Annotated in this window: 18 protein-coding genes; 3 read left to right on the forward strand and 15 right to left on the reverse strand. The window is 43.8% G+C overall.

Annotated elements, in window-relative coordinates; genetic code table 11:
- Window positions 1-292 precede the first annotated feature (292 nt).
- Together ACG3M1_RS21055 and ACG3M1_RS21060 are read right to left on the reverse strand one after the other, a co-directional pair.
- The gene (locus ACG3M1_RS21055) at window positions 293-1,318 is read right to left on the reverse strand and encodes a hypothetical protein (protein ID WP_054344297.1); all 1,026 of its coding nucleotides are present in this window, start codon (window positions 1,316-1,318) and stop codon (window positions 293-295) included.
- A 646-nt stretch (window positions 1,319-1,964) separates the two neighbouring features.
- Window positions 1,965-2,603, reverse strand: a complete 639-nt coding sequence (locus tag ACG3M1_RS21060) for a hypothetical protein (RefSeq protein WP_008816451.1) — start codon at window positions 2,601-2,603, stop codon at window positions 1,965-1,967.
- Window positions 2,604-3,001: 398 nt separating this feature from the next.
- Here ACG3M1_RS21060 and ACG3M1_RS21065 point away from each other — a divergent pair, with 398 nt between their 5' ends.
- Genes ACG3M1_RS21065 through ACG3M1_RS21075 form a run of 3 tightly spaced genes read left to right on the forward strand, consistent with a single transcriptional unit; the run spans window position 3,002 to window position 8,902 of the window.
- Window positions 3,002-4,747: a hypothetical protein gene (locus tag ACG3M1_RS21065; protein WP_395814563.1), complete on the forward strand. Its 1,746-nt coding sequence runs from the start codon at window positions 3,002-3,004 to the stop codon at window positions 4,745-4,747.
- A complete protein-coding gene (locus ACG3M1_RS21070; RefSeq protein WP_395814566.1) occupies window positions 4,744-5,700 on the forward strand; it encodes a PD-(D/E)XK nuclease family protein in 957 nt (318 codons plus the stop codon). Before ACG3M1_RS21065 ends, ACG3M1_RS21070 begins: the two co-directional genes overlap by 4 nt.
- Window positions 5,693-8,902: a UvrD-helicase domain-containing protein gene (locus ACG3M1_RS21075; RefSeq protein ID WP_022300170.1), complete on the forward strand. Its 3,210-nt coding sequence runs from the start codon at window positions 5,693-5,695 to the stop codon at window positions 8,900-8,902. Before ACG3M1_RS21070 ends, ACG3M1_RS21075 begins: the two co-directional genes overlap by 8 nt.
- 270 nt (window positions 8,903-9,172) lie before the next feature.
- Here the strand turns inward: ACG3M1_RS21075 and ACG3M1_RS21080 are convergent, their stop codons facing one another.
- The 13 genes from ACG3M1_RS21080 to ACG3M1_RS21140 form a co-directional block, all read right to left on the reverse strand.
- Window positions 9,173-9,946: a C39 family peptidase gene (locus tag ACG3M1_RS21080; RefSeq protein WP_009269894.1), complete on the reverse strand. Its 774-nt coding sequence runs from the start codon at window positions 9,944-9,946 to the stop codon at window positions 9,173-9,175.
- A gap of 608 nt (window positions 9,947-10,554) precedes the next feature.
- Window positions 10,555-12,159, reverse strand: coding sequence for an IS1182 family transposase (locus ACG3M1_RS21085; protein WP_008817373.1), 1,605 nt, complete (start codon window positions 12,157-12,159; stop codon window positions 10,555-10,557).
- Window positions 12,160-12,248: 89 nt separating this feature from the next.
- Window positions 12,249-12,806, reverse strand: a complete 558-nt coding sequence (locus tag ACG3M1_RS21090) for a hypothetical protein (RefSeq protein WP_002606200.1) — start codon at window positions 12,804-12,806, stop codon at window positions 12,249-12,251.
- Window positions 12,807-12,982: 176 nt separating this feature from the next.
- Window positions 12,983-13,603: an AAA family ATPase gene (locus ACG3M1_RS21095; RefSeq protein ID WP_002606201.1), complete on the reverse strand. Its 621-nt coding sequence runs from the start codon at window positions 13,601-13,603 to the stop codon at window positions 12,983-12,985.
- Between the two features lie 145 nt (window positions 13,604-13,748).
- A complete protein-coding gene (locus ACG3M1_RS21100) occupies window positions 13,749-14,558 on the reverse strand; it encodes a Gfo/Idh/MocA family oxidoreductase (protein WP_308170677.1) in 810 nt (269 codons plus the stop codon).
- Window positions 14,559-14,597: 39 nt separating this feature from the next.
- Window positions 14,598-15,539 carry a hypothetical protein gene (locus ACG3M1_RS21105; protein WP_022300430.1) on the reverse strand — a complete coding sequence of 314 codons (942 nt, stop codon included), beginning with the start codon at window positions 15,537-15,539 and terminating at the stop codon, window positions 14,598-14,600.
- Window positions 15,540-15,549: 10 nt separating this feature from the next.
- Entirely contained in the window at window positions 15,550-16,218 is a 669-nt protein-coding gene (locus tag ACG3M1_RS21110) for an HAD family hydrolase (protein ID WP_022300431.1), read from the reverse strand.
- Window positions 16,205-16,852, reverse strand: a complete 648-nt coding sequence (locus ACG3M1_RS21115; RefSeq protein WP_022300432.1) for a bifunctional 2-keto-4-hydroxyglutarate aldolase/2-keto-3-deoxy-6-phosphogluconate aldolase — start codon at window positions 16,850-16,852, stop codon at window positions 16,205-16,207. Before ACG3M1_RS21115 ends, ACG3M1_RS21110 begins: the two co-directional genes overlap by 14 nt.
- 34 nt (window positions 16,853-16,886) lie before the next feature.
- On the reverse strand, window positions 16,887-17,816 hold the full coding sequence (locus ACG3M1_RS21120; protein ID WP_022300433.1) for a phosphoglycerate dehydrogenase: 930 nt from the start codon (window positions 17,814-17,816) through the stop codon (window positions 16,887-16,889).
- On the reverse strand, window positions 17,816-18,247 hold the full coding sequence (locus tag ACG3M1_RS21125) for a PTS sugar transporter subunit IIA (protein WP_022300434.1): 432 nt from the start codon (window positions 18,245-18,247) through the stop codon (window positions 17,816-17,818). Before ACG3M1_RS21125 ends, ACG3M1_RS21120 begins: the two co-directional genes overlap by 1 nt.
- Window positions 18,244-18,750 carry a PTS system mannose/fructose/N-acetylgalactosamine-transporter subunit IIB gene (locus ACG3M1_RS21130; RefSeq protein ID WP_008816432.1) on the reverse strand — a complete coding sequence of 169 codons (507 nt, stop codon included), beginning with the start codon at window positions 18,748-18,750 and terminating at the stop codon, window positions 18,244-18,246. Before ACG3M1_RS21130 ends, ACG3M1_RS21125 begins: the two co-directional genes overlap by 4 nt.
- An 18-nt stretch (window positions 18,751-18,768) precedes the next feature.
- The gene (locus ACG3M1_RS21135) at window positions 18,769-19,629 is read right to left on the reverse strand and encodes a PTS system mannose/fructose/sorbose family transporter subunit IID (RefSeq protein WP_008816431.1); all 861 of its coding nucleotides are present in this window, start codon (window positions 19,627-19,629) and stop codon (window positions 18,769-18,771) included.
- 29 nt (window positions 19,630-19,658) lie between these two features.
- A complete protein-coding gene (locus ACG3M1_RS21140) occupies window positions 19,659-20,480 on the reverse strand; it encodes a PTS mannose/fructose/sorbose/N-acetylgalactosamine transporter subunit IIC (protein WP_002606210.1) in 822 nt (273 codons plus the stop codon).
- Window positions 20,481-20,501 lie beyond the last annotated feature (21 nt).

Below are 20,501 nucleotides of genomic sequence, written 5' to 3' on the forward strand. Positions count from 1 at the left end.
AATAATATGCATAATGAAAAAAACATATATTATATCCTTTATGTGCTTTCAGAATGAAGCGTGTTCTATACCGATTTTATAAGCATACATAACAAAGAATAAAAGGTTTGCAAAGTGTGACTGCTATCAGTTTAACACGTTTTAAAGTACTTCCAGCTGCTGTTCCCATAAGCTCTTTCACTTGCAGATTCAACTTATCTCATGATATTGCAAAAACAATAAACAAATTTTAGTGGTACAAAAAAGAGCTGAGATGATACAGCTCTTTAAAAATTACTGTAGGTATAGCTTTTTAGGATAGATGCAGAGATTGCAGAACCGTAGGCCGTATGTCTTCTTCAACATCCAGTATATTCATAGCATCCACCGCACTGACATCGATTTTCTGCATCAGTTTTTTTACATGGAGTAGTGTTGCTTCCACTTTTCCCTCTTCCTTGCCTCTTTGCTCAATGAAATCGCTAAAGTTGCACATATCCATAACCTCCTTATCTATCTCCTTCTCCATTAGTATACCATACGTCTTCTGTAATTGTTCCATTTTATCCTCTATAACGAGATTTTTTATAAACAAAATCTTTAACAGCTCTAAAAGCCTCTGCTTGTTCTCATCCTCCTGCTCTACCGCATTTGGAATATCCTGCGCTTTTCGTATGCCTTCCTTCTTTGGATACACCATGACCGCTGTGAGCAAGTCATAATCCTCCCTTGCGGCATGCCATATCTTTGTCTCACACGTTTCCTGTATCTTATAGGTGTTGATGACATCATTCTTTTGATTGTTATGACCGATACAGATCCAGATGGAACAGACCTTTTTGATCCTGTCATAATCCGAATGCTGAAATCCATCCTTGGGATGCTTCTGTCTTGCCATCAATCTACTGCAATAATACAAAGCACGCTTGATCAGAGGATAACCGGGATCATCCTTTGCCTGGCTTTCCAGATTGATGATCATGCGAACTTTCTTATCCGCAGGAGTATTCCTGCCTGCTTTCTTATGCTTCATGGGGATTGTCGCCTCGAACTGAATATCGTATTTGATCTGTGCCCCCGGTATGGTTTCATCCGTGACCTCAACCTGATGATCATCGATATATTCACATTCTGCTGTGTTTATAGAAGACATTTCGATATAGGACGGTATGTCCTCCAGTGGAATATCTGCGTATTCCGGAATACAGCCCTTCATCACATAGGCGAGAATCTGCTTGTTTGATAATAGCTTTTTACAGTACATGTCATATTTCTTTTTATGATCATAGCAGCTAATCATAGCTGCTGCTTCTGTTTTCATTTTTGTTGTCATAATCATATCCTTTCTTTCTCCTATTGCTATCTGTACTTTAAGGATATGATCCGGTGGTGCTCTTGTTCTGCTGTTGTTTTCATTAGCATACAGAGGTACCTGCTGTTTCGTATCATACGCAGGAACAGATGCAACAAAAACAAGGCAGTCCTTACCGCCGACAAGCGGTGTTCAGCTGCTGTAAGCTATTTAATAACTGTAAGGAATGAATGAAAGCATAAGAAAAAACGCTTCTAGCAGGCGGTTGAGCTACTGAAAGGCCGGGGCTTTTGCGGATGAATTAGATGTGAATGGATTGTACTATTTATATAGTTTCTCATAGACCGACCTCTCCTTTTTTTGTATTTACAGTGTAGCATATATCCTGTTGGAAATACAGAAAAAAATCTTAAAATCAGAGTATAGACGAAGTAAAAAAATTCATTTGGTGAATGATAATACAGTCTTATAACTGTATACCAGATAGCCCTTATGACACGATCGTCAGGATAGATAGCGCTTAGGCGAATACAGGTTGGCACAGCAGACTTCAATAAAAGTGGAAATTGTAACTGATATTCATATCTGATAAACAAAAATAGGATGCGTAGGCTGTAAAACTAACAACAGCTCCGCATCCATTCATACACATTCTCAAATATACCTTTCAGCACTAATCCTTCTTATCCTCTTTCGGCAGCAGGTACTGCACACGCACTGATTTCTTTGCACGCTGCCCCTGTGCATCCTCGACACTCAGCTGGTAGGTTACTGTTTTTGCTTCCACAGGCAGCTCCTCATCCCATCCGGTAATCAATGCACTCAAATCGTTTCCAGATGCATCTGCAGCAGTAACACCAGCATAATCACGTACCTCCTGCATTGTGGAATTGGATTCAATAACAAACTGAAAATCCGCATGTGCCGCCTGTATAACCGGCTTTGCGTTTTCCACAACCTTAATTGCAAAGGATACACGCTCCTTCTGTAAGGATGCAACAGCCTGATAGGTACCCGGTGTTGTAACATCAACCGCAGACAAATCCAGCTTAACCTTTTTTAATACATCGGAATCTGCATTTACATAGGTTTCCGCCTTCTGACTCAGCTTTGCATTCTGCTCAATGATAAAGGTCTCTTTCTTGGCAGCAATCGCATTGACGCTTTGTTGTTCCTCCTTCAACGGCACATAGGCTTCCGCTTTTACAAATTTCTGCTTCAGCAGTCCTGCAGTCAAAACAACAGCAATCATCAGAATACCGATTGCCAGTACAGCTTTTTCTTCCTTTTTAAATTGAAAATACTTCTTCACATCATCACTTCCCAACTTACTTCAACGTTTGTATTTTATCATATCCCTTCCTGTAATAAAATGCCTAAAAATACAATTTCAGCCTTTATTTATCACCTTTTTTACCATATGGTCCGGAAAGGTATGTTTGTGGGATTACGCATTCTGCACCTGTGGAAAATATGACATTCCATCGTTTTTCATTTGTATTTTTTTCTGCTTGATATTATAATCATACTACTCATGTTGGAAAGCTATCAGCTACCGTATAGATTATAGATGAAATAACACAGGCAGCGCGCTTCCATTCCATATTTATACAGAGCTTTTTTCATCGCTGTTATGCGGGCAATATGATATGATTATCCTGTAGTAAGCAGCACGCCAAAAATCAAAACAACATTTTCAGGAGGTACAATATGACATTTTTACAGAAATTGGGTCCCGGCAGCACCCTCATTGCCCCAGCCTACCTGCACGCAGCTCTGCGCGAGGAGCTTTTAAAAACACGCAGCGGCATGCTGGGACTGAAGCTGAACACTCTGCAGGGATGGCTGCAGCAGCAGGCAAATGTTGCAGTACCGTCCAGACATGTTGCCTTATATCAGTATAAGCAGCGGATACAGACAATCCTTCCGCAACTGAAAATCTATCGTGAGGTGGCGGACTCCCCGGTATTTCTGAACGAATGCAGGTCGTTTCTGGATTCCATTTATTTCTGGAACATCCCCCAGAGTGAACTGCCTCAGGAAAGTGAAGCACAAAAAGAACTGTTTGCAATCCTTTCTCAGCTCACGGATATTGCCGTGCCTTCCAAACAGCAGCGTGCAGCATTAACGAATATAAAAACAAAGCGGCTGGATGATCTGCATATTCTGGATGTGTATCACACGCTGGAGGAAGAACAGCTCATACAGGCGCTGGTTGCGCAGGGGGCACAGCGCTGTACTCCGCCGGTGTATGAGCCAATGCCATTGTTTTTCCATGCTGTAAACAAGCGCCAGGAAATCGAAGCATGTGCACAATATATTATCGAGCACGATCTGGATGCGGATGATATTCATATCACCCTTGCCAATGCAACCTATAAGCCGATTCTTGCACAGATTTTCCAGCGTTATCAAATACCGTATACACTGCTGCAGGATTCCCATGCGAGTATACTGCCACACCGCTTTTCCGCATTGTTCTCTTATTATCTGAAGCCGGATACGGAAAATCTTCTCCGTGTTCTGGATTGCGGTGTCGTACACATGGAACAGCTGCAGAAGCTGAAGGATTATCTGGATGTATTCTCCTGTGATATCGAGGAAGCCTTTGACCATTTACAGCAGATTGAGGATGAGGGACATATTCTCGATGCACTTGAGCTGGCCAAGCTGCAAAAGCTGGAAGAAGAGGCTGAGCTGGTTCGTCAACAGCTGGTGGTCTATCTGCGTCCGCTGAAACAGCCGATATCGATGGAAGCGATGATACAGACCGCTGCTTCCTATGTCAGAGAATCTCTGCGCAGGGACGATGCAGATACCAAAATTCTTCTGGATATTGAGGCGATGCTGAAGGAGCTCCATCCTTATATATTAGAAAAAGAGGATATTGCATTTTTTCTCTATTTCCTTGACGGTATGACACAAAGCAGTGCTCCCACAGAAAGAAGCGGAGCCATCGTCTGTGATCTGCGCCAGTCCCCCTTCTGCCGAAAGCATTTATTTGTTCTGGGATGTACACAAAAAGACTATCCTGCCTTTCAAACAAAAAAAGGCATTTTCGATGAGAACTATCACGCATTGATTTCAGCCTATCCTTCCATGGAACGACGTTATCAGTTTTATCTGAAACAGATATCCGCAATGCTGTACGCAGCACCATCCGTATATGTATCCTATCCGCTCGGCACCTATGAGGGAAAAGGAATGGAGGCTGCCCTGGAAATTGAGGACTATGTCCAGAAGCAGCATGCGAATCCAAAAGCGGGTTCAGTAGCTTATCCGCTGTATAGCAGCTATGAACCTGTTTCCACCAACATTACATTGTCTCCTGAAATGGCACAGGCTCTGTTTGTTAAAGATAAAATGATCCGGGGCTCCATTTCCGCTCTGGAACGCTATGTTAAATGCCCGTTCTCTTACTTTCTGCGCTATGGTCTTTCCTTGCGGGACCGATGAAGGTCGGCTTTCCGGATTCCTATGCCGGCACTCTCGCACATTACCTTCTGGAGACCTTTACAGGGAAATATGGGAAGGCCTATACAAAGGTGGCAGAGGAAAAAATCGAAGAAGTGCTGATGAAGGAAATTCGGATTATGCAGGATGTGTTTCCATCTCTGGAAAAAAAGCTGGAAAATGTAGCACAGCGGATACTTACCTCTATGACACAGACCTTGGGCTTGCTGGATGACTTTGAACAGCATTCCATATTATCTCCGTATTTGCGTGAGAAGGAGTTTCATTACAGCATTCCCTTAGGGGATGACATCAGCCTCGCATTAAAGGGATATATTGACCGCATCGATGCGTCGGATGAATTCTTATGTATTCTGGATTATAAAAGCTCTGCCAAAATGCTGTCGGAGGCTAACGTATTTGCCGCCTTGCAGCTGCAGCTGCTAACCTATTCCATCGTCTGCAGTAAAGAATTTCATAAACGTGTTATTGGATCCTTCTACGTTTCGTTAAAAAATGAAAATATCCCTTATACGGCAGGCAAGCTGTCCCGGAGAAAACCGGTAACACATCTTCCATCCAGTAAAGAGGAATATGAAGAAATCCGTCACAAGGCACACCGCATGAACGGCTGGGTCATGGACAGTGATATACAGGCACTGGATGACAACGGCGCACACATTGTTGGTGTGAGTCAGAATAAGGAGGGGATCATAAAGCCGCGCAAGTTGTATGATCTCGGCAGTATCGAACGTTATTTTACAAAAATGTATCAAATGATCGGTAACAGAATCATAAACGGGGACATTCGCTGTTTGCCGATGGAAGAGGCCTGTATGTTTTGCAGCTATTATGAAATCTGCCGATTTAAGGGCATATATGCAGAAAAAACACAGCTGGTGGAGGTAGAGGACGATATCTATCAGCAACAGAAAGGACGTGAAGAAGATGCCTGAATGGAATCCCATGCAGCTGAAGGCGATTCAGACAAAGGAACACAACATCCTGGTATCCGCATCTGCAGGAAGCGGGAAGACCACCGTGCTGATTGCACGTCTGATGGATCTGGTCATGAAGGATCATGTCTCCATTGACTCCATTCTTGCCATGACCTTCACGGAAGCTGCCGCAAACGAAATGAAAAAGCGTCTGGCCACAGAGCTGCAGAAGGCGTTGACCGCTGCCCGAACAGAAGAAGAGAAAAGCTATATCACCAGACAGCTGACGGGTATACAGACAGCACATATATCAACCATCCATTCCTTCTGCCTTTCCATCATACAGGAATATTATTACATTCTCGGACTGGATCCGCAGCGTATCAAAAGCATTATGGATAACGGAACGATGGTTCTGTTTCAGCAGCAGTCCCTGGAGGAAGCCTTTGCGAAACAGTATCAGCTGCAGGATGCAAGCTTTCTGCAGCTGTGTCAGATGTTTTCAGCAAGAGCGGAAAACGATGAGGCCCTGCGTACCATGATTATGAATCTTGCAGGACTGGCCTCCAGCAAATCCGATCCGGAAGCCTGGCTGGATTCTCTGGCAGAGAATTATCATGAAAAGCGTCTGCTGGAGGATTTACCAAAAGAGATTTATGAGAATTTCTTTGAATATCTCGTTGTGCAAACTGCACGTTATGAAGAAACGCTGGTCCGTATAGATGAGCTTTACCGGTTAAAATATGATGATCAGGTAAAAAAACACGCTATAGTGGAACAGAAGCTGCTTGCTCTTCAGGACCTGCATCAGGCCTTGCAAAATCAGGATTATCAGGCTTACCGCGCTGCCTTTCTCGCCATTGTACACGCCGTTGTACCTCCAAGCCCGGATAAGGAGGATAAGGAATATGCCCGCCTGAGAAAAAGTCTTCTTGCTTTAGAGGATGCACAACTGGAAATCCTGTTCAGTGAGGATGAATTTATGCGTGATATCCGCTACTTGTATCCTTATATAAAAAAGCTGGTGGACATGTGCAGGGATTATCGCAGCGCCTATGCAAGGATAAAGGAAGAGCATAAGGTCATCGACTTTGATGATATGGAGCATTTCGCTCTGGAAATTTTACAGGCGAAGGGTGGCCGTGTTGCTGATATCTATCGTGAAAAATTCGTTGAAATCATGGTGGATGAATTTCAGGACAGCAATGATGTTCAAAACCAGCTGGTAATGCTGATCTGCAGAAAGAACAATGTATTCCGTGTTGGAGACATCAAGCAGTCAATTTATGGATTCCGTCATGCCAAGCCGTCTTTGATGAAGGGACTGATCGATCATCGCGGAGTATTTGATGAGGTTATTTATCTTTCAAATAATTACCGTTCCAAGAAAATGATTGTCGATTTTAATAATGACCTGTTTAAGCTGTTGATGAATATCGATGGATTTTCCTGCAGCTATGCAAAAGAGGATGATGTAGAAACCGGTGTCCCTGCGCAGAACGAGGATAATGTTCCCATCTGTTTCCATGCTGTATACCATAACGAAATTAAGGAAGCAGAGGGGATTATCGTTTCCAAAAATGAATTAAAGGCAAGCTATATTGCCAATCAGATTTTGGAAATTAAGGAGCGCGAGCAGCGAAAGTGGAAGGACTTTGTTGTCCTCGTCCGTGGAAATGCCCGCAAGGATGATATGAAGAAGATTTTCGATGAGCTGAATATCCCGTATTTCATTGATATCAAATACGGATTCTATCAATCCAATGCCGTACAGGTGATTCTGTCCGCAATGAAGTGTATTTTGCATCCGCACGATGATATCAGCTTTACTGCCACTATGCTGTCACCGCTTTTTCGTAAATCAACTATGGATTTCGCACAGGCCAAGCTGCAGAAGGAAAAGGGACAATCGTATTATTCCTGGTTCTGTGAGCATCCGTTTCCCGGATTTGAAATATTACAGGAGCTGATTTTCCAACATGGCAGGCTGCGCATCAGTGAGCTCATAAATAAACTGTATGAGATGCAGGATTATTATCGTCTGCATACAAGCATTCAGGAAAAAACCAATCTGGATCTGCTGTTTGAAAAGGCTGTACAGTTTGAGGATCAGTATGCCTCCGGATTATCCTCCTTTCTTTCACAGATCGAACAGATCAAGGATGCTCAGACAGCAGAAGCGATTCCGATTGGCGCTGAGGCGGATGTGGTCCGTGTTATGAGTATCCACCAGTCCAAGGGTCTGCAGTTCCCCGTCGTATTCCTATGGTCTACCGATAAGCAGACACCAATCGAATTTAAGGATTTCTGTATCAGTGACTCCGAGCTCGGGCTGGCAATGAAGGCAATGGACTTACCGCAGCGCTATGTCCGCACAACGATACCGCGAATCGCCATGGAACATAAAAAGGATAAGGAAGAGCTGGAGGAGGAGATGCGCATTCTCTACGTGGCAACCACCCGTGCCCAGACACAGATGCATATCGTTGACTGTATACTTGAGCTTGATACCTATAAGCATCCGTTGAGCATGTCACAGGTATACAACCGCAATGGCTATACATCATGGATACTACAAACGTTTCTATGCAACCCAAGTCCACTCTTTACTGTAAAGGAGGTGCACCGCCTCTGGCACAGTGAGGTGCAGCAGGCAGAGGCGGGCGTATACCATCCTTTCCGGGTATATGAAAAGCCATCCAAAAGCATTGAACTGGTAACCGCTTCCGCACAGGAGACAAGGGAGCTGCCTGCGTTTACATTTGACGATGACATGCAGGGAAGTGATTATGGAACCATGATGCATAAAATGATAGAAGCACTTCAGGCTCCGGTATGGAGTCGTGATGTTATTCTCCAAGTCGCCAATCAGCAGCTGGTGGAGCTGAAGGAATGGGATATTCAGACATTGCTGCAGCTGGGAAAGGATCCGGATTATCTGTCGGCATACAGAGGGGATGTCCATCATGAAATGCCGTTTATGGTTAAGGACGGATCGCAAATTCTACATGGCTATATGGACTTTGTCAGCATTCAAAACGACCTTATGATCATCCTTGATTTCAAGACAGATTCTCTCAAAGAGGATGCGGAATTCATACAACGATATAAGGGACAGCTTGCTATGTATAAAAAGGCTATGCATATCTTATATCCAAAGCATAGTATCACGACCTGCATCTATTCTCTGCATCTGCATAGGATGATTGCCATTTCATAACAAAAGACAGAATCCAAGCCTGAGAACCTCCTCAGGTTCATGATTCTGTCTTTTTTGCTTATACTCGATTCATAACTTGCTTTCCATATTATGAATATTCCCTGTCTGTGATGTATCTGACTGTATACATGCAACAGATATGGTGTTGTTTCTTCTGCTCTATCAACAGTTACAATCGTCAACCTGCAGTATGCCTAAAGCAGGACAGCAGCCCCTTCATTAAAATATCGAGTGTCCTTCCGCACATCCAGGCACAAAGCTTCCCTTCATTTACGCTTTCGGCTCTACAGCAATAAACAGCTTATCTCTTTCCGCTATTCCGTAATTCTTTGAAAAGAAATCATACATCGTCCAATTATAATAAAAACGTTCTGCAGGGTAAATACCATAGCCGTCCTGATTATGGTCTGTTGTATCATAGGAATCCGCCACGATAAGAACATCATCCTGTGTTGTTTCCGTCCCCATGGTATCATATCCGATGATTACCTGCCAGTGTCCTCCCCAGTCATTCCATGCCACCATAACCGGTATACCTTTTTTTAAAAAATCCTGAATCATGCGCAGATTGATTTTATCGTAATCGCTTTCCCTGTAATCATACGTTGAATGAATCTGAAACCCTCCAACACCTTCGAAAATCTGTATCATGGATTGTAAAGAGGTAGCCTCACTTTTCAGTTTATTTGTGCGAAGCTGCGCAAGTGTTTCCTCATTGTGCTTACCGAGCTTCCCGTAATACTGCAATACCATGAGTGCCGCATCCACACCGCAGCTCCATTCACTCGTCTGCTGCATCGTTTTAAATTTCGGCAGCAAGGTAAGCGTATCGGTAGACTTCATATGATAGAAATCCGGATGCTTGAAATATGGTGATTCCTTTTGATCACCCTCACGCTCCACACTGTCTGCCCCGTCATCTTCTGAGAGATCCACTGTATGTGCAATCTTCATTTCATCACTATAATTTTCCTTTTCCTCCGTTTTCACACTGCAGCCGAAAAGCAGTACCGCTGCCATACAAAAAATAATCGTTTTTTTCATCATGTCCTCACTTTCTTAGTGAGTATAATACCTGCATATGCAAACGTGCATACTGATCCTGTTATATCCGCTGTGCTGTATGATTCTATGTTCATAAAAATAAAATATAAGGGATATCCTGAGTCTATACGACAAACATCTGCCTTTACTACTCTTATTGATCTTACAAGTATCGATACTCATAAAACTGGCTTTAAACCAACAACAAGACTTTACACTCACAATAATCGGCATTTGACCTGGCTGTCCGTATGGCCTTTTTTCTGGGGTCAAACGAATGCATATTGCATTCCATGCAATTAGGGTGGTGTAGCATAAAGGTTTTCAGGACATCCCTCCACTTCTTCTATGAGCGGAATTATAACGAAAAGGAAGGTATTTCACAATACTAAATATAGGTAATATCAAATACAGGAACAAACATGAAACTGTGTATCGGATGTAAAAACAAAGGGGCTGTGACGAGTAAGAGAAATTAGTGTTTCTCTGAAAATCACAGCCTTTTTTATTATGATTTTTGTATTTTGGGTACACTGAAAACAACTTTTTGAGTGAATCTGGTTTTAGGCCCTTTTTTCGTTAGAAATCCCCCATCCCATTGTGGAAAACTAATTCAGTTTGCTTACATTTCTCTGCTTTTCTCTTTTTTTATCCCTTATTTTATAATTATGGTACTTTCTTATGTTATATCCAATACACACTAAGCTTAGTTCTACCTTGACTCCGCTTTCTCCTCGTCGATGCAAGCGGACATATTCAAAATCTTGTTTGATGTCCGCAAACGCTCCCTCTGCCTGTGCACTACGATTTCTCATCAATCTCTTTCCTTCTTCACTCTTTAGACATTCATCTATCTCTTTATGCATCTTTTCTAAGGCAGGGACTATCCGTGCACTTCTTCCGTTCTTTGATGTCGTGCATTTGCTCCTGTGTGGACATTCACCGCAGTTTTTATTTCTGTAATACATCGTCGTTTTTGGATATTGTCCTTTGATATTGAGTCCTATTCGCTCTATCTCAAATACATGTCCGGCTGGACATACTGGAGTACCATCCTCTTGTCGTTCCATGTGCCGCAGTTGATAGCGATTCTTATCATTTACTTTCTCTTTCTTCTTTTCATATCCACTGTATTTCAATAGTCCTTTAATCCCTTTACTTTTGCAGTAACAGTAATTATCATAGCTCCCATATCCTGCATCCGTTACTTCTATATCAGGGTATTTTCCATATAATTCTTTATATCCTTCTGTAAATGGTTGTAACGTTTTTATATCATTTGGATCACTACTTAGATATTGATAGGCGATGTACCCATTATTTACTCCTATTTGTACGTTATATCCCGGTTTGAATACATTTGTATGATTGTAATAATCATATTTCATATGCATGAATGTGGCATCTGGATCTGTCTTGGAAAAACTGTTCCTGTCTTCCAATATATCTTCCTGGATTGCATACTCCCACATCTTTACTGCACTTTTCTTCAATTCATCGCACAATTTTGCGATTTCGTGTTTTCCTCTGCCTTTTCGGATATATTCTTTTTCCTTCAGCCAATTTTCAAGCGCTTCATCTATTTTGATCATATACTCAATATTTGGATATTTCAAAATTGAATAATTGATATTGATTTCATGTTTTTTAAAGTATCGATTCACTTGTTTTAACAGTTCCATACATTTCTGCCAGTGTCTGGGAAGGTATCGTTTACTCCAACCTTTCCAACAGAACGTCATCTTATTGGCATTTGCCTCAAATTTTGTACCATCAATATAAAGAATCTGTTCTTCCAATGCTTTTTCATCTTGTACATACAGATAGATTTCTTTCGCAATCGTTTGAATGGATTCTTTCAATGTATGATTGATGAATCGTTCAAAGCTCTTATAACTTGGAACACAACCGTTCGTGATACTACGGTAACGAATATCATAGCGACAAAGTTTTTCCAGTTTTCGTAAAGAAGCATAGCCGTCTTCAGCAAAGGCCATGAGGATGATGGTCAACATCATGACAGGGTCATAAGAGCGAGAATCAAGATTATGGAAATCTATAAATTTATTTAGATTAATCCTCCCTAAGACTTCCAAGATCGTGACGCTCAAATCATCATCAAGAACATCATTTTGAAAAGAATAATCAAAATTTAGTAGCATATATGGTTGATATGCGGTATAATTTCCTTGGTTAATTTGAGTACTTGTCATACATAAATTATACCAAAAAATACACCTTCTTCTCTATAGAATTGGGTGTATTTTTTATGTCTGGGCTGTGACTTATCTGTCACAGCCCCTTATAAGATAAGCTCCTGCTGTACTCCTGCAGAGCGTTTTGTCACATATTTTTTTAGAGCCTCCATGATAGAGTAGATGATGTTTTCCAGAACTCCCAAATCCATACTCTGTACAATCAGCTGGAGCAGATAATCTTCCTTTCCCATGTCAAAGTCATTATCAAACATCAGCAGCAGCATTGCCAGAATATAGTTTTCTCTGAGGTATTCCTCATCCTCCTGTAAAAGGTCAGAAGCCTGCAGTATGGTTGTGCGGCAGTCACAATTTTTCATCCAGTCACAGAATTCTCTGGACAACTCGATCCTTCCCTTGCGATAATACAGGCAGTCCCCCTCCTGCCATAAAACAAACCGGCTGGTGAAATCCTGAATTCGCTGTGTAAGTGGCAGACGCCAGTCCTCATAAGGATCGAGCCTTCCGTTATTATCCAGATCTTTAAACGCAAAGCCGTCCTGCTCGATAATCTGAATACCGAGATTGGGATCATAGCTGAGTGTTTTACCGCCTTTATTTTCAATGCACTCATGATTGTGCCTGTGAGTCAATTTCCATTGCATAAACAGAAACCTCCTTGTGTCTTTCTACCTGTAGTATAACAACACTCGCCGCGTATGTTGTCAAACAATCTTGTGAAATTGTGGGTTTACGCATATCTTTCGAAAGCCTTCACATTTTGTACAGAAAAAGAACATACAGCCCTTTATACTATATGTTCTTCTTTCTGCATGATTCCTTATAATGCTTTTTTCTGTGCGAGCATCTTAATAATTTCCACAGTGCCGTCAATACCGAACGTAGAGGAATTGATGCTGATATCATAATTCTCTGCACGACCCCATTTGCGATCCGTATAGTACTCATAATAATTTGCACGGCGCTTGTCGATTTTCTTGATGCTGCCCTCGATATCGCGTTCATCCACCTCATAGGAATGAACCGCACGCTCTTTGCGATCCTCCATATCTGCATGAATATACACATTCAGTACATCACTGCGATCCCGCAGCACATAATCTGCACAGCGTCCGACGATGACACATGATCCCTCACAGGCCACACCCTTGATTACTTCTTCCTGTACCAGATACAAGCGATCATTTAATGATAATTCCGTTATCGTGGACAATGGTCCTCCCAGAGAATATCCCAAGGCACCCAGGAGTCGGAACCCCTTGCTTGTACGGGCATCATCTTCTTCAAAAAGCTCTTTATCCATACCGCTTTCTTTGGCAGCAATCTCAATGAGCTCCTTGTCATAGAACGGTATTCCCAGCTGGTCGGCTATTTTCTTACCGATTTCACGTCCTCCACTTCCAAACTGTCTGCTGATGGTGATAATGGTCTTATTTTCCATAAAAATCGACCTCCTTGTTGTTACTTTTATTATACTATGTTACTTTCACAACATCAATGAATTGACGGCCATTTTCTGAAAACAGTCCCGTTTAAGCTATAACAGAGAAGGAAAGCAGTACGTAGTTAAAAACGGTATGCAATCATCAATTTCCTGCCGCTTTCTCTGCCTCCTCTGCAATGTTTAAAACTGCAACCACCTCCTCCGCCTTCACATAGGGAGCCTTTCCCTGATAAATACATGCGTACAGGTCATCATAAATCTTACCATAATCCGTTACCCTGGAGGGAATGCGGGTCGTAATATCATTCCCATATTCATCCATATATGATAATACTCCCCAGTTATCCTCCGGTTCCTGCAGAAAGGAAGCCTCGATAGGCTCCTGTGCAGATTTTGCGAACAGATGCCCCTGACTGTATTTCATAAAACTGCCATTTGTGCCATGTACAAGGAATCTGGGATATGGCAGCTTCACAAACAGGCTCGTTTTAACTGAGACCTTAAGCTTACCGTAATAAAGCTTAATATCAAAATAATCATCGGCTCCCTCTTCTTTATTAAGAATGCCTTTTACATCATAATCCGTTCTATCAGGAATACCAAACAGAGCTATCATTTGATCAATCGTATGAATACCCAAATTAAAAATCATATCCTGTGTTACAACAGGGCGTGTTTTAAAATAATCATAGTGAGATTCTATTTCAATGAGCGTACCAAGCTTTCCACTTTCTATGATATCCTGCAATATAAGAAAATCCGCATCAAATCGTCGATTCTGATTGGTATATGCAAGGCATCCTTTTTCCTGTGCAAGCGTAAAAACACGTTGTGCATCACTGCTTTTCATTGCAAAGGGCTTTTCCACCAGAATATGCTTTCCGGCCTTCAAAGCCATTTCTGCATAGCTTACATGTGTGTGATTTGGTGAATTAATACAAATGACATCAATTTCAGAATCCTATAAATTAACCTGTTTATATACCTCTTTTTAAGAAACGCAGGAAATCATCAGCGCCTTTAGAACCTGTATCACTTTAATGACTTGCTGTTCCAGATCACTGTTATCTGTCCGTTTTTCTATTTTCAGTGATACGCATCCATTATCGCAGCTGCCGGACGTTAACAAAATATCCCCATATGCATGCTTATCCTCTGCCAAATCATGCCATTCCGCATGCTCTGCTAGTTTCTCATGAAGTCCCTCCAGTATATGCCGGTCAGCAAATCCCTGCAGCTTTCCGACATTCCCGATGGAATCCAGATACACCCGCTGAATACGCTTCTTCCCTATATACTCCTGCAGCATGCGCAGACCATACTCAGAACGTGTGCCCTCATCAATCATAGCAAAGGCTACGTGCTGCTTTTCCTGTTCGGATAGATCCCAGGCCAAAGCAAACAGGGCAATCAGACTTGAAGAATTGCGCACCATTGTATTTCCTGCCGCTATTCCTCCACGCATATGCCGAATCCCATAAAAACCGAACAAACATACGAGTACAAGCACCGCTCCCCATAGACTCACAAATCCGTGCTTCTGAAGACTGGGAATCACTGTAAGGTATAAAAATGCAGCAATCGCAATCATACAGCATAGAAACAGCAAGGTATGGAGAAGGAAATTTCCCCTTGACCAGTTCGCATCAAAGGCTTTCTGCTCTTTTGGGAAAAACTGCCACAGCGGCGTATCATAATACGTGATGAAGACCACATCCGCTTTTTTGAAATCACCAGCGTAAAGATTATACATATTTACAGACTCCCGCCTCATGAGCGAAGCGGATACACAGGTGATATCCACAGGAAATCCGGCCTGCTCCAGCTGTTTCTGAGCCGCTCTCAAAAAATCCGTTTTCTGTCTTTCCGTATTTCTTTTTCCAAGAAGCACGCCATAACGCAGAATTACATCCTTTACGCTTTCCTTCTCCATCTTCGTCACCTCACGTATTCAGTTGTTCCAGCATTGCTCGCACACACGACAGATTTTCAGCGCAGACAACATCCGATGCCGTATCCTCCACATCAATAAAACGATAATCCGGTATCCGCACGGTTTGAATTCCTGCCGCAATCGCCGCCTGCACACCTGTCAGGGAATCCTCAAAGGCTACCGCATGCTCACAGGGAACCTGTGCCCGTCTTAAAACCTCCAGATACAAATCCGGATAAGGCTTCAGCTTTATTACATCATCTGCAAACACGGGAATGTCAAGATAGGATAGCAGGCCCAGATGTGCGAGTATGGCAGTCGAGCGCTTTTTCAGAGAGGAGGTCGCAAGCCCTGTCCGGTATCCGTATTCCCGAGCTGCCTGCAAAGCATCCCGTGCATAGGGCATAGCAGACAGCGTACCATTCTCCAGACACTGATAGATATACTGTTCCCGATCCTTACGAATCCTTGCGCACAATGCTTCCTCATGGCATACCTGCATCAGATATGCATGTGTATCATGAAAGCTTTTTCCCACCCAGCTTTTCACCACGGCTTCCGCAATAGCAACCTGCTGCTTGTTCAAGGCATACAGCCAGCCCTCCAGATAGACGCGCTCTGTATCCACAAGCAGACCATCCATATCAAAAATAAGAAGCTCTGTTTTATCGCTGATCATATGCACGGACAATATTCACCAGCTTTTCCGCCTCCAGGCGTACAGCTTCAAAATCTCCTGCTTCAGCTCCCTTCGTGAGGCTTCCACCAGTTCCAACCGCAACTGCCCCGTTGTCCAGCCACTCCGTCAGATTGGCTGCATTCACCCCTCCGGTCGGCATGAAATCCGCCTGTGGAAGAGGTCCCTTAAAGGCTCTGACAGCCTTCGGACCAAAGGTATCACCCGGGAACAGCTTGATCACATCTGCCCCATAGCGCAGACATTCCAGCATATCCTTTACATTGGCAGCCCCAGGAAAGCAGGGCACACGATAGCTGTTGCACAGCTTCATGACCTCTGTATCCAGATGCGGACAGACCACAAACTGCGCGCCCGCAGAAATTGCCATGCGTGCAGATACGATATCCAGACAGGTACCTGCACCGATAATGATATCATCACAATGCTCATATGCCTTGCATAAATGCGCAATCACCTGTTCTGCCTGTGGTATTGTATATGTGATTTCCATGAAATGTATTCCACCGCGATATACAGCATCCACAATGTTTGTGACTTCCTCTTCATCCTTACCGCGAATGACTGCTACCAGCCTCTGTTTTTTCAGCTCAGCCAGCAAAGTTGTCTTATCCATATGCTCCTCCTTATCCTGTAATTGATACGTATCTCTATGCCTCCAGCGAACAAATCAGATTTTCCACCGCCATACGGCTCATGGCGTTAATAGCCTCCTGTGTGGAAGCGGCCGTATGCGAACTCACAATCACATTGGGAAGTGTCAGGAGCTTGGAGTTCTGCGGCGGCTCCTGCTCAAAAACATCCAGCCCCAGTCCGTAAAGCTTCCTTTCCTTCAACAGCTCATACAGCGCATCCTCATCCAGCAGTCCTCCTCTGGCCGTATTGACAATAATCAGATTACTTTTCGCACGCTTCAGATTTTCTTTATTCAGGATATGACGTGTTTCCTGCGTCAGTGGAAGGTGTAGAGAAATGAAGTCACATTCCCGTATGATTGTATCCACATCTGTAAAGCATACATTATATTTATTCAAGAAGGCATCATCCCTTATGATGTCATATCCATAGATATGCATGTCAAAGCCGCTGGCACGCTGCACGACCCCCTTCCCTATAGCCCCCAGTCCGAGTACACCGATCGTTTTTCCATAGATATCCAATGCTTCCTTTTTGGACCAGTCATTGTGATGACAGCCCTCATTAATTTCCACAACACGCCGTGCCACACTCATCAACAGAGTCATGGCGTAATCCGCAACCGCATTGGCATTCGCATTTACAGTGCGGCTTATGGCGATGTCGTTTTCTTGCGCATATGCACAGGCAATGTTATCGATACCGACTCCGTACTTTGCGATAGCCCGCAGTCTGGGTGCCTGCCTCAGAGCCTCTTCACTCACCGGATCAACACCGACAATCAGTCCGTCCATATCCTGAAGTGCACTGCGCATCTGCTGCTCATTCATAATTGTGCCGTAAGGATTGAAGACGGGTTCAATTCCATGCTGTCGAAGCTTTTCTATCAGCTCCTCGCGATTATATTTTCCAAAGGAACGCGGAGTAATCAAAACCTTTTTCATCAGTAGTCCTCCCCGTTTTCTTCTTCCTTCACCACCAACGGCTCACTGATGCCATCCCGACCAGCCGCCTCCGCAATCGCAACAAGCTCCTTAAGGGAGGAGGATGCCCGCATTGCCGCGGTTTCCAGCAGCATTGCCAGATTCATACCGGCAAGCACACGGACACTTATTCCCTCCTGCGCCATTCGGGCCGCTGCATATACAGACGCATTAAACGGAGAAGCTCCGTAAAGATCGACAAATACCAGTACACCATCTCCACTGTCCAGCTGTCGTATAGCCTCCATGACCTTTGCACGAAAGCTTTCAAAATCCTCACCTGCGCAAAGAGAAACCGTGTGCATCCGGTCACAGCTTCCCATAATCAGCTCCAGGCTGTCCAGCATTCCTTCCGCCATTCTTCCATGGCTGACCAGCAGAATCCCAATCATGCGGAATGCTCCTCAAACAGGCGTGCAGCCTCTTTTAAAGATACACGGCGTGAGGATGGAATCGCCTGAAAATATACATCAATGCCATAGTCTTTTTCCAGCTCCTGCAAAATCTTTAGCTGTTCTTTGTTGATTGCGACCTCCTTAATGATTGAGGTCAGTCCCGGCTTCTGTGGAATACCGCCAAGATTCAGCTCTTTCATCGGCACTCCTCCCCGTATGATATCTGCCATCACCTCGATGCTCTTGGTCAGCAGAATGACATGATAGTCATCGTACTGCCGGTCATTCCAGTATCGTACAGCACCGTCCTCCTTCAAAACCCGTACCTTCAGGCCGGTGCGTGAGCCTGCACCAAGAATGATGTTCTTTGTAAACGGATCGTGTGCCGCTGGATCATCTGCGACAAATATCGCAGTTGCCCCAGCGGATTTTGACAGACTCGTCATAACCTGTCCGTGAATCAGTCTTGCATCTACACGTGCCAACACTACCTTACCCATAACGGTTCCTCCTTAATGTTACAGAATGCCAAAGCCGGCCAGTACGCCGAGGATAATCGTCAGACCGATCAGTGCCTTCGTGACATTCAAACCCTTTTTAGTGAAATAGAAATATACCAGCCCCACAGTCAACAGCGGCAAAATCCCCGGCATCACACCGTCAAGGATTTCCTGAATTACGAATTTCTTACCGGACAGGGTAAAGGCCAGCGTAGAGGATACCTTGACATAGTTGGCTGCCAGAATTCCCATCATGAACAGTCCCAGAATCGAGAGTGCTTCAATAATAATCTGCATCTTCGTACCGACGACCTCAGTGGCAGCTGTGCGCCCCAGCTTGAAGCCCAGCTGCGCGAAGTAATAGCCGATAACCAGCTGATACAAGGAGAACATGACGAACGGAAACAAGGCGCCGATTGCGTTTCCCTGCTGTGCCCACGGTAATGCGATGGCGATAAAGATATATTGAATCGTACCGGAGTCAATGGAATCCCCGATACCAGCCAGTGCTCCCATCAAACCGGCCTTCGTGTTGTAAATCAGATCATCGTCAATTGTGACGGGTGTATCCATATACACCTCCTGCGCACGAGCTGCCTCCAGGGAAGCCATGATTCCTGTTATGGTACCTCCACCCCACGATATCTGTGTATTGAAGAACAGCAGATGACGCTGGTAGGCCTCAGATAAATCCTTTTTGTCCTTATACAGCTTTTTCAGAATCGGCATCAGCGCCCACATCAGAGACGGTGCAATATATTTATCAAAGGAATGCGGAATCTCATTGGCGAAATAGAAGCGCAGCCATGCAAGGCTGACATCCCTTTTCGTTATTGCTTCCGGTTCCAGATTCACGCTTTTCTGCAGCATTTCACTCATAATTGTATCCACCTTTCCATAACTTCATCCTAATAGTCATCCTCTTCCTCGTTGTCTGCAGTATTGATTCCGGAAGCGGAGAACATGCTCACAGCCTCTGTTTTAGACAGAACGAAGATAAAGGCGATGATGGTACCAATGATTGCATACGTAATCATTGTGATATTCAGACTCTTTAATACGACAGCGACAAAGTAGGCAAGCAGGAAGAAAGCAATATAATTCTTTTTTCCGATTACATAAATCGTAACAGCGATACCGATGGATGCCAGTCCGCCTCCGATTACCTCCAGAATATGGAAGAGGATGCTTCCGGATGTGGATTGTACGATATCCGCGATAACCGGTGCTCCATAATACAGAGATACGAACATGAAAGGAACAAAAATCAGAAAGGCCACCAGGATCGGAATGAAAATGATAGATATTGTAAGCATTTTATCGTTGGCACTTTTTGCGTATTTATCCGTGAATTTCTGCATAACGAAGGTGTTGACGAAAAAGCGGAACTGATACAGATAGGAACCGAGCAGTCCAACCGGTACAGCAACGGCGATAGCTGCCTCCGGCTTCATATCTCCAAGCAATGCCACCGGTACAGCAATGGCTGCGGCAATGGCAGGCTCGGAGGGCATCTGACCTCCCGGAGAAAAGACCCCCATATAAATCAGCTGAATCGCTGCGGTGATAATCATCGCTTCAGCGACACGGCCGAATACGAGACCGACGATCAGTCCGGTCATCATTGGGGTAAAGCGCAGTGTCGTTGTGGCACCTCCCAAAAATGAACGTGACATAACCAGACCGATCCAGATGGAAATAACTACTGCCTGTACAATCGTGATTTGCATATTTCTGCCTCCTTGAACGTG

Origin of the sequence: Clostridium sp. 10cd* (genome assembly GCF_044336395.1) — a bacterium.
Lineage (GTDB): Bacteria > Bacillota_I > Bacilli_A > Erysipelotrichales > Erysipelotrichaceae > Clostridium_AQ > Clostridium_AQ innocuum.